Here is a 9,532-nt window from a genome sequence, read left to right as displayed (position 1 = left end):
GTCGCAGGGTGGCACGCACCCGCGCGCCAAGACCACCCAGGTGGTCGCTGGCATCGGCATCGAGAAGGCCGCTCGCATCTTCTACAAGGCGAACGTCGACCTCCTCCTGCCGTCCTCCAACTTCGAGGCCGCCAAGACGGCCACGGAGCAGGCGGCGGCGCAGCTGGGCTACGACGCGGCGACCATCGCCTCGGTGGGCAACGCGTGGAAGGCGGTCGGCGTGGGCGTGCCGGTTCCTCCCCCGGTCTCCACCCCCATCGAGAAGGACGTGCCGGCCACGAACCTGTCTGGCGGTCGCGGTGAGAAGCAGTACTTCTCCGTGACGGTGCCCGAGGGCGCGTACGACCTGACCTTCACGCTGTCCGGCGGCACGGGCGACGCGGACATGTACGTTCGCTACAACAACGCGCCGACCACGACCACCTACGACTGCCGTCCGTACCGTTCGGGCAACGCGGAGTCCTGCCCGTTCCCCGCGCCGCAGCACGGCACCTGGTACGTGATGCTGAACGGCTTCAGCGCGTACTCTGGCGCGACGCTGACGGTCACCTGGAAGGGTGGCTACGTGGCCATGCAGAGCGGCGTGCCCATCAAGCCCCTGTCGGGCGTGGCTGGCTCCTCGCAGGTGTTCACGATTCAGGTCCCGGAGCGTCGGCCTGGCACCGGCCGGAACAGCCTGTACATCCAGACGGGCCAGGGCGAGGGCAACCCCGACCTGTACGTCCGGTCCGCCTCGGCCCCGACGAAGTTCGAGTACGACTGCCGCAGCGTGAAGGAGCACCAGTCCGAGGTGTGCAACCTCCTGAACGTGCCGGCCGGCAAGTACTACATCGAGGTCTACGGTGCGAAGGGCGGCTACGACGGCATCGCGCTCATCGCGTCGTTCCTGTAGTAGTCGAAGCCTGAAGTAAGGGCGTGGCGAGAGCCGCGTCAATGAGGCCCCGGGCAGCCCGCTTCACGCGGCGCCCGGGGCTTCGTGTTTGCGGGGTTGCTGGAGGCCGGCGCTCGGAGCTCGGCGGCTGACGGGGGACGCGGACGTCGGCGCGGCTTCAGGTCGGACGCACGGCGGGGCCGGGGAGGATTTCCCGCATGAATCGCTCCAGTCCGCCCCCGCCGCGGTGCTTCCACTGCATGGGGTAGCCGAGCGACACCTCCTCGAAGCGCACGCCGTCCCGCCACAGCGTGGCCGGCATGTGCAGGTGCCCGGAGACGACGACCTCTGCCCGGAAGCGGGTGTGCCAGTCCTCGGTGCGCTTCGTGCCGCACCAGATGGAGAAGCGGGGGATGCGCGGCAGGCGCACGTGCTCGTAGCGCAGCGGGTAATGGTTGATGAGCACCGTGGCGCAGTCCGCCGGCAGCGCTTGCAGGCGGGCCAGCGTGGACTCGACGCGCGCGGCGCACCAGGCTGAGCGGCTGAGGTACGGCTCGGGGTGCAGCAGCACCTCGTCCGTGCACAGGAGGTCCTCCTCCCACGCCCACTCCAGAGCCTTGTCCGCAGGCACGTGGTCCGGACGGAACGTGTAGTCGTAGCCCAGGAACATGGGGACGAGCACACGCGGCGGACCCTCGCCGGGCCAGCGCGGGTACGGGTCCTCTGGAGTGAGCGCGCCGTAGCTGCGGCACAGGGACACCAGCCGCTGGTAGCGCGCCTCGCCGCGCAACTGCGGCTGCTCCGACGGCATCGTCCACAGCTCGTGGTTGCCCGGCACCCACAGCACCTGCCGGAAGCGCTCGGTGAGCGTGCGCAGCATCAGCTCCATCTCCGCCAGCGTCTCGCCCACGTCTCCGGCGACGATGAGCCAGTCGTCGGGGTGCGCGGGGATGGACTGGAGCGCCTGCTTGTTGTCGGCGTGGCGCAGGTGGAGGTCGCTGATGGCGTAGAGCTTCATGGCGCGAGAGCCGGCACCTTACCCCGTGCCCCGGGCAGCCGTCGTCTCCAGTTCCTTCCGCTCCGGCTCGCGCAGGAGGCCTCGGCCCGGGGGCGACCGACAGGCGGAATGACGGTTCCTTCCGCTCCGGCTCGCGCAGGGGGGGCTCCGGCCCGGGGCGGGCGGCAGGTGGAATGACGGTTCCTTCCGCTCCGGCTCCATGACGGGCGGGGTTGCGAGGTGTTCCCGACTGGACCGGAGGTCCCCGCGTGCGCCGGCCAGGCAGCGCTTCTGGTTGCTGCCCGGTGCCAGTACCTCCGCCGCTGCCCTGGCAGACAACGGTCGCGGCTCATCTTGGGTTTGAGGTGTCGGCTAGGCTCCTCACGGGAAGACGATGTTTCGCAGCGTGACGGTCTGTCCTCCCTCTGAGTCCTGGACCCTCAACATGAAGGGTCCACGAATCTCGTTCCGAAGTGCTTTCGCTCCCAGCGCGATGTGCCCCCGGTCGCCCGGGCCAGACGCACATCCACCCAGGCGCTCAGCACCCTTGCACCCGTTCTCTCTGTGTCCTCCAACACCAATGCCGCCTGCGCGCCGAGGCGATAGGTCCAGGCCGCGCGTATCCGGAGGGACTGGGCCGGGAGACGGGCGAGCGTCAATTCGATGCGGCGCACCACGAGGTCTGCCGTATTCAGCGGCCCGTCCTCGAACAACTTGCCGAGTCCCACAGGTCCGGATGGAGGGGAGAGAAGCGGGGCCATGGCCAGGCGCAGCCGCAGGTTCTCTTCTCGCAGCGACTCCATCTCCTGGCTCAGCCGCAGGTTCTCCTCGCGCAGGGACTCCGCCCGCATGAGTGCGCGCGGCCAGGGACGGGGGCGGCGGCGCACTTCCACCTGTCGTTCCGCGGAGTCCGCGTCCACCACCAGCCGCAGCACCGTGCGCTCCGGCGGCAGGCCCGACCACGGGTGTCACGCCTCGCGCTTCATCCTCTCCGGCACGCACCCGCGGGGGAACTCGTGCGCACCCGCCCGACCCGTACGGTCTCGAGTGCGCCCTCCGCTTCACCTTCCGAGGGGAAGCCCGACGTCTCAGGCCGGCCTGACACTCACCCCCGCGCCCAGCGCGCGCAGCAGCGCATGCAGCTCGGCGGGGGGCGCGGCGCGGTCCATCCAGGCGATGCCGCGAGCGAGCGCGGTCCGCGGCGGCCGCACCGCGTGAAGCGCGCAGGCCGTGCGTGGGTAGTGCGCGCGCACCTGCTCCAGCAGCCCCAACCCGTCACCATCCGGTAACAGGTCTCCGCTCACCACCACCGAGGGCGGCTCCTCCCTCACGAGGGCCAGCGCTTCCGCCACGCCTCTCGCGAAGCGCTTGCAGCCGGGCAAGTCCCTCACCAGGCGCCGCAGCGCCGCGAGTGAGCGAGGGTCTTCGTCCACGAACAGGAACGTCAGCATGTTCTTCGCTTCCACCACGACATGACCCGTGCGGTTGGCGCGACGCACGAGGTTGCTTGCCTTCAAGACTACTCAGGAAGTTCTTGGATGCCAACCTCTCAAGTCATATCGACATAGGCGGACCCGGTAGGTTAACGAACATGGAAAAGACCCTCGCATCCCGACTTGGAGGCGCCGCGCGCCTCGCCCGGACCCGCCTGAACCTGACGCAGGCGGACGTCGCGGAGCGCATCGGCATCGCGAGTGAAGTGTATGGCCGACTGGAGCGCGGCCACATGCTGCCGAGCATCCAGACGTTCCGCAGGCTGTGCGTGGTGCTCTCCATCTCCGCCGACGAGGCGCTGGGCCTCAAGCCGTCTCAAGAGGTGAAGTGGGCCGCGGAGCCTCCGAGCGACTACGGCGAGTCCGCGGAGTTGCGCCGCCTCATGCGCCGTGCCCGCCAGCTCGACCGCAGCTCCATCCGCATCCTCAGCGTGCTCGCCGCCCAGTTCAAGCCGAAGGGAAGCTGACGCCCGCTCGCCGCCGCCGCTCATCTCCCGGGCCCCTCCGCACCCAGCCGCGCCAGCCGCTCGCGCAGCTTCTTCGCCGAGGGAAATCCGTTGAAGAGCACCACCTGAGGGTGGGCCTCCAGCGACTCGCGCGCTCCCGCCGCCTTCGCCAGCGCCCGGTCCACGCCCAGCAGCAGCCCGCCGTCCGGCCGTGAGCGCAGCTCCTCCAGCCTCCGCGCCAGCGGTGCCGCGTGCCACGCGTGGAACAGCTCCAGCGCCACTTCTCGCCTTGACTCGCGGTGACGGAACGTCAGGTCCGGCACGCACAGCCCGGCGGCGCCCATGTGACGGGGCAGCGGCGTGAGGTCCAGCTCCCACGCTTCGTCCTCGAAGCCCTCGGCCAGGGAGGCCACTTCCTCGGGCACGTGGCCCAGCGCGGCCGGCAGCGGCGACAGCAGCGGGTCCTTGTCGCTCAGCGCCAGCGTGGCCTGCTTGCGCGCCGTCTCCACCGTGGCCGTCAGCTCCCAGCGCGCCAGCACCGGCACCACCGAGAGGAACGAGGCCAGCTGCAGCCCGTACTTCTTCTGCATGGCCAGCATCGCCCCCGGCCCCTCCACCTCCAGCGTCCAGTCCTCGCCGACGCGCCGCACCTCCGCCACCAGCCGGCAGAACTTCAGCCACCGCAGCACCTTGCGCACCCGCAGCAGCTCCGGCGCCAGGGCCCGCAGCGTGAGGCGCCGCGCCGTCAGCAGCGGGCCCTGCGCCAGCCCCAGGTTGTAGCGGTCCACCAGCGCCTGCGCCGTGAGGGGCTCGCCGTCCCAGCCCACCAGCCGGCGGTGTCCGGGCAGGTCCGCGTACAGCGTCTCACGCACCTCGGGCAGCGGCACGGGCAGGGCTGCCGACAGCAACGCCTCGTACGCCTCCACCGTCGTGTCCGGCTGAAGCGTGCGCAGGACTCCGGCCGCGAGCTTCAGCCGCTCCCACCGCGCCTCGCCCACGCCGGGGGAGGGCTCGTCGAAGAGCAGCCGGTCCATCAGCAGCTTCACCAGCCCGCGCGCCACCTTCGGCCGGGTGAAGGCCCCGGCCTTCAGGCCGAAGGACTCCTCCACGTCGTCGAGCTTGAAGCCGCGCGAGGACTCCACCTCCGCCAGCAGCTCCTGGGCGAAGCCGAGCAGCGCCGCGTCGTCGCGCTTCACGTAGGCGGGGCGCAGCACGCCCTCGCGCACCCGGTAGGAGAGGAGCTCTTTCGTCAGCACCTCAGGGCTCCTCCTGGTAGGCGTCGTGCTGGCGCCGCCGCTCGCTGATGCCGCTCTCCGCCGTCTGCGCCGAGCACACCTCGTACAGCAGGGCCCGCTTCCCCGGGCGCTTGCGGAGGATGCGCCCCAGCCGCTGCACGTGCTCGCGCACGCTGCCACTGCCGCTGAGCACCACGCCCACGCGCGCCTCGGGCACGTCCACGCCCTCGTTCAGCACGCGCGAGGTGAGGAGCACCGGCAGCTCGCCGCTCGCGAAGGCGGCCAGCAGCGCCTTGCGCTCCGGCACCGGCGTGTGGTGCGTGAGGGCGGGCAGCAGCAGGCGCCGCGCCAGCGTGTACACCGTCTCGTTGTCGTCGGTGAAGACGAGGACGCGGTCCTCACGGTGTTCGATGAGGATGCGCCACAGCACCTCCTGCTTGGCGCTGGAGGTGAGGGCAATCCGCCGCTGCTCGCGGTAGCCGCGGTACGCGGCGCGGCCCTCGTCGCTGCGCTGGCTCTGCGCCAGGAAGCGCGCCCACCCGTCCGGCGCGGAGAGCTGCACTCCCAGCCTGCGGACGAACGTCACATAGAGCAGCCGGGCCGCGTCGTAGCGCGCCTTCTCGTCGGGTGTCAGCGGCACCTCCACCCGCTTCACCTCGTAGGGCGCGAGGTACTCGCCTTGCAGCTCGCGGATGTCGGAGCGGTGGACCCGCGGGCCCAGCAGCTCCTCGCACACGCGCTCGCCGCCGTCGGTGCGCTCCAGCGTCGCGGTGAGCCCCAGCCGGTACGGCGCCAGCGAGCCCTCCGCCACGAAGCGGTAGCTGGGCGCCGGCAGGTGGTGGCACTCGTCGCACACCAGCAGGCCGAAGCGGTTGCCGTGGAACTCCGTCTGCAGCGTCGCCGAGTCGTATGTCGTCACCGTCAGCGGCTGCCTGTCGCTCACGCCTCCGCCCAGCATGCCCACCGGCACGGAGAAGTGACGGGCCAGCACGCCCTGCCACTGCGCCATCAAGTCGATTGTGGGGACGACCACCAGGGTGGGGCGCTTCACGTGGGCGATGGCCAGCACCGCCATCAGCGTCTTGCCCGCGCCCGTGGGCAGCTCCACCAGGCCCCGGCCTCCGGCCTTCGTCCACGCGTCCAGCGCCGCGCGCTGGTGGGGGAAGGGGGTGATGGGGGAGGTGAGCTCCAGCTCCAGCGGCTCGAAGCGCTTCGCCTTGTCCTCGTACGGCAGGCCCAGCTCGCGCAGCCGCAGCACCACGTCGCGGTAGTGCCAGGCCGGCGCGCGGTACACGCCGGTGCGCCCGTCCTTCTGGAACAGGGCAAGCAGGCGAGCGTCGTCCGGCAACACGGGGGCCACCAGGGTGCCGCAGTCGAAGTGGAGCTCGGTGGGGGTGCCCATGGACGCGCAGGGGGGAGTAGCCCGTTAACCCGCGTTTCGCCACCATCAAGAAAGACCTGGAGAGTAGTGCGGCCGCTCGTCCCCACGGCCCCCCACCTTCGAGAGACGGCTTGCGGAGGTGGGAGCGTTCACGGTACCCAGCGCGCCGCATGCGCCTCATCTCGCTCGTTCCCCTGCTGTGCGGCCTGGCCGTGGTGGCCCAGGCCGGTCTCAACCGTCGCTTCGCGGGCCAGTCGGGGCTGCTGAGCGCCGTCCTCGTGAACATGGTGGTGGCGACGGTCGCCACCTTTGGCGTGTACGCGGTGGCGCGCACGGTGCCGGGCTTCTGGCCCGAGGCCTCCACCGGCCAGGGCCGCTTCTTCGACGGCTTCACCCCCTGGCACCTGGTGCCGGGGCTGTGTGGGGTGCTCATCGTCATTGGCATGCCGTGGGCCATCGGCCGGCTGGGCGCGGTGCAGTCCGCGCTGCTGCTGATGGCGGCGCAGCTCCTCACCAGCCTCGTGTGGGATGCCATGGTGGAAGGTCGCCCGGCGACGCTTGCCCGGGTGGTGGGTTCGGCGCTCGCGTTCGCGGGGGCCGCAATCGCGGTGTGGAAGGGCTAGATTCTCCACAAGATGCGCCGCGTCCTCATCGTCAGTCCCCACAACGCCTCGCGCGAGCTGCTCCGGCGCATGCTCGAGGAACCGGGGCTCTCCGTGTCAGCCACGGGCGACGCGGATGATGCGTTCGCCGCCATCTCCTCCAAGCCGCCGGTGCTGGTGGTGGTGGACCTGCGGCGGCCCGACGAGGACCATCCGCTGTTCCTGGGGCTGCTGCGCAAGCGCCACCCCGTGCTGCCCGTCATCGCGCTCGTGCCGGGTCGGCTGCGCATCTTCGACGGCCGCCACGAGCGCGTGCGCGAGGCCCACGGTGACACCACCGAGGCCCTCCATCACCTGCTCAGCGCGCTCAAGCAGGCCATGGATGACCTGCTCGCCCAGGACCTGATTCGCGTGCTGCGGACCCCGGTGGGACAGGCGTGACGGTGACGCCCCGGGTGGCCAGCACCCGGGGTGGAAGCGTCGTGGGCGGAATGATGGGCAGCTTCTGAGCGGAGCGGCTCAGAGGCGCAGGCGGTAGCCCACGCTCGCGAGGAAGCCGCCCGCATTCACGTCCCCCGTGGTGACGAGGTCCACCGGCGCGAAGTGGTAGTGCGCCTCGAAGAAGGCGCCCCCCGGGCCCAGCGGCAGCTCCAGTCCGGCCAGCGCCTGCAGGCCGAAGCCACCGTCACCTTCCGTCGCCACGGTGCCGAAGATGTCCGAGGTGGCGTCGTGCAGGTACAGGCCCGGGCCGCCACCCACGTACGGCGTGAGCGTGCCGAGCGCCTTCTCGAAGCGGAACACGGCCGACAACAGGAAGGCCACCTCGCGCACGGCGACCGAGTAGCTCGCATCCGGCGGCGTGCCAAAGCCTCCGAGCTGCGGGTCCGTCAGCGCGCCCGACAGCTTCGGCCGGTGGTAGCTCACCTCCAGCACCACCGCGAGCCGCCGGTCCAGCAGCGGGGTGATGTAGCCCACCTCCGCGGCCAGGTAGAGGTCACCGCTCAGCGGCGTGGTGCTCTTGAAGAAGCCCACCTTCGGCGCGAGCAGGGTGTTGCCGCTGGAGGCGGGGGGGGCCGAGGTGAGCGCGGTGAGCGCGACGAACAGGGCAAGGGCGTTCATGGTCCAGTCGCTCCGCAGGACGGGGAGGCGTGTGCACACCCGGGGGCCAGTCCCTCTGTCCCTGCCTCGGTGACGGTGAAGCCCTGGATGCCCGGCACCTCGCCCACCGCGCCTCCGGGGTCCGCGACTTCGAGGGCGTAGGGGCCTCCGGGGAGGATGCCCGTACGGCACTGCGGGTCGATGCCGGGCTCCTCGAAGCCGGAGCAGGTGGGCACCACCGCCGTCACCTCGGTGGGCGAGACGAAGGTGATGTCCCGCAGTGGAATCCGCTGCACCTCCGCGGGCGCCGTCTTCACGGGCGCCAGCAGGAAGAGCTCCGGCGCGCCGGAGAACGCGCGCTGCTCCCCGGTGGGGGCGTTGGTGAGGGTGAGGGTCTGGTTGCTCAGCTCGCTGCCGAAGCGCGGCGACACGGTGAGCGTGCCCAGCCGCTCATAGGTGATGGTCAGCGCCTGGGGAATCGTGGCGCCGCAGCCCTCCGGGCTGGTGAGCACCACGTCGTAGGTGCCCTCGGGCGTGCCGGGCGGAATCTCCGTTTCGATGCGCGTGGGCGACGCGACGCTGAGGGTGAACAGCGACTGCGTCGTCCCGTCGGCGCCGCGCAGGACGATGACGGGGAAGGTGCCGGGCTGGAAGTCCGTGCCCTCGATGACGATGGGGCTGGCCGAGCCAAACGAGTAGCCATCCGGCGGCGGCACCACGCGGGTGACGACTGGCGGGGCCACCACCACCAGCGCGTCCGCCAGTGAGGCGCTGCCGCCCACGGGGTTGCTCACCTCCACCGCGTAGCTGCCCGCGAGGAGCTCCACCGGAGGTGTGGAGTCGCGCGTGGGAACGTCCACCAGCAGCAACTCCGGGCGCACGTAGAAGACGCGCTCCCGTTCCAGGGTGAGCGTGGTGGGGCCGCGGAGTGTCACCTCCGGCAGGGCCGCTATCGGCTCATCGGTGAGCGCATCCCCGGGCACGGGGGCGAAGCCCTCACCGGCCACCTCGACGCGCCAGCCACGCTCGCCTCCCTGCCCGCTGCAGATGCGTGGGGGTGTGACGTTGCGGGTGCGGGGGTTGATGACCCCCTGCAATCGGGGAGTGGGGCCTTCCGTCGTCCGCGAGCAGGCGACGAGGGCGAGCAGTGCTGCGGCGACCGGCAGGCGCAAAGCGTGTCCTCCACCTCAACAGGCGCGTGGCACGTTAGGACGCTCACCCTGGGGGGCCGGAGTTTTTTCCGGTTTCCCTCGGGGCCCGACACCCACCTGCCGTGAAGGGCACGTCCAACCCATGGAGACTCCAACGCTTTCCGGCCTCTTTGGGCGCTGGCACGGCGGATGCTTATCGTCAGGACAGCTGGCAACGACGCGGTACGGCGGGCAGGGGCGGTTGGGGGGAGCGGGGGC

General features: G+C 71.1%; 11 protein-coding genes. 4 read left to right on the top strand and 7 right to left on the bottom strand.

The genetic code is table 11. The features are described 5' to 3' along the window. On the top strand, positions 1-892 hold an 892-nt coding region (locus G4D85_RS48275; RefSeq protein ID WP_205526039.1), incomplete at its 5' end, for a PPC domain-containing protein. A 157-nt stretch (positions 893-1,049) separates the two neighbouring features. On the opposite strand, the gene G4D85_RS48270 is transcribed toward G4D85_RS48275, so the two are convergent. The 3 genes from G4D85_RS48270 to G4D85_RS48260 all read right to left on the bottom strand — a co-directional run bounded on the left by G4D85_RS48270 (position 1,050) and on the right by G4D85_RS48260 (position 3,385). Further along, positions 1,050-1,889: a metallophosphoesterase family protein gene (locus tag G4D85_RS48270; protein ID WP_164021872.1), complete on the bottom strand. Its 840-nt coding sequence runs from the start codon at positions 1,887-1,889 to the stop codon at positions 1,050-1,052. Positions 1,890-2,308: 419 nt separating this feature from the next. Continuing rightward, complete coding sequence (locus G4D85_RS48265; protein ID WP_164021870.1) at positions 2,309-2,803, bottom strand: hypothetical protein; 495 nt, start codon at positions 2,801-2,803, stop codon at positions 2,309-2,311. Positions 2,804-2,956: 153 nt separating this feature from the next. Beyond that, positions 2,957-3,385 carry a response regulator gene (locus tag G4D85_RS48260; RefSeq protein ID WP_240359951.1) on the bottom strand — a complete coding sequence of 143 codons (429 nt, stop codon included), beginning with the start codon at positions 3,383-3,385 and terminating at the stop codon, positions 2,957-2,959. A gap of 74 nt (positions 3,386-3,459) precedes the next feature. Between G4D85_RS48260 and G4D85_RS48255 the strand changes: the two genes are divergently transcribed. Further along, the gene (locus tag G4D85_RS48255; protein ID WP_164021868.1) at positions 3,460-3,828 is read left to right on the top strand and encodes a helix-turn-helix transcriptional regulator; all 369 of its coding nucleotides are present in this window, start codon (positions 3,460-3,462) and stop codon (positions 3,826-3,828) included. Between the two features lie 20 nt (positions 3,829-3,848). On the opposite strand, the gene G4D85_RS48250 is transcribed toward G4D85_RS48255, so the two are convergent. Together G4D85_RS48250 and G4D85_RS48245 are read right to left on the bottom strand one after the other, a co-directional pair. Further along, a complete protein-coding gene (locus G4D85_RS48250; RefSeq protein WP_164021866.1) occupies positions 3,849-5,063 on the bottom strand; it encodes a DUF790 family protein in 1,215 nt (404 codons plus the stop codon). A gap of 1 nt (position 5,064) precedes the next feature. After that, on the bottom strand, positions 5,065-6,444 hold the full coding sequence (locus tag G4D85_RS48245; RefSeq protein WP_164021864.1) for a DEAD/DEAH box helicase family protein: 1,380 nt from the start codon (positions 6,442-6,444) through the stop codon (positions 5,065-5,067). Between the two features lie 149 nt (positions 6,445-6,593). Between G4D85_RS48245 and G4D85_RS48240 the strand changes: the two genes are divergently transcribed. Beyond that, positions 6,594-7,046 (top strand): DMT family transporter, encoded by a 453-nt coding sequence (locus G4D85_RS48240; protein WP_164021861.1) that lies wholly within the window; start codon positions 6,594-6,596, stop codon positions 7,044-7,046. A gap of 12 nt (positions 7,047-7,058) precedes the next feature. After that, positions 7,059-7,466 (top strand): response regulator, encoded by a 408-nt coding sequence (locus G4D85_RS48235; RefSeq protein WP_164021859.1) that lies wholly within the window; start codon positions 7,059-7,061, stop codon positions 7,464-7,466. Between the two features lie 78 nt (positions 7,467-7,544). Here the strand turns inward: G4D85_RS48235 and G4D85_RS48230 are convergent, their stop codons facing one another. Beyond that, a complete protein-coding gene (locus G4D85_RS48230; protein WP_164021857.1) occupies positions 7,545-8,144 on the bottom strand; it encodes a hypothetical protein in 600 nt (199 codons plus the stop codon). Continuing rightward, the gene (locus G4D85_RS48225) at positions 8,141-9,295 is read right to left on the bottom strand and encodes a hypothetical protein (RefSeq protein WP_164021855.1); all 1,155 of its coding nucleotides are present in this window, start codon (positions 9,293-9,295) and stop codon (positions 8,141-8,143) included. Before G4D85_RS48225 ends, G4D85_RS48230 begins: the two co-directional genes overlap by 4 nt. Positions 9,296-9,532: the final 237 nt, after the last annotated feature.

This window comes from Pyxidicoccus trucidator (genome assembly GCF_010894435.1).
GTDB lineage: Bacteria > Myxococcota > Myxococcia > Myxococcales > Myxococcaceae > Myxococcus > Myxococcus trucidator.
This window is presented reverse-complemented; position numbering and strand designations above follow the sequence as displayed.

Coding starts and splice junctions, on each gene's coding strand:
- G4D85_RS48270 (WP_164021872.1), bottom strand. CDS start 1,889: ATGAAGCTCTACGCCATCAGCGACCTCCACCTGCGCCACGCCGACAAC.
- G4D85_RS48255 (WP_164021868.1), top strand. CDS start 3,460: ATGGAAAAGACCCTCGCATCCCGACTTGGAGGCGCCGCGCGCCTCGCC.
- G4D85_RS48245 (WP_164021864.1), bottom strand. CDS start 6,444: ATGGGCACCCCCACCGAGCTCCACTTCGACTGCGGCACCCTGGTGGCC.
- G4D85_RS48240 (WP_164021861.1), top strand. CDS start 6,594: ATGCGCCTCATCTCGCTCGTTCCCCTGCTGTGCGGCCTGGCCGTGGTG.
- G4D85_RS48235 (WP_164021859.1), top strand. CDS start 7,059: ATGCGCCGCGTCCTCATCGTCAGTCCCCACAACGCCTCGCGCGAGCTG.
- G4D85_RS48230 (WP_164021857.1), bottom strand. CDS start 8,144: ATGAACGCCCTTGCCCTGTTCGTCGCGCTCACCGCGCTCACCTCGGCC.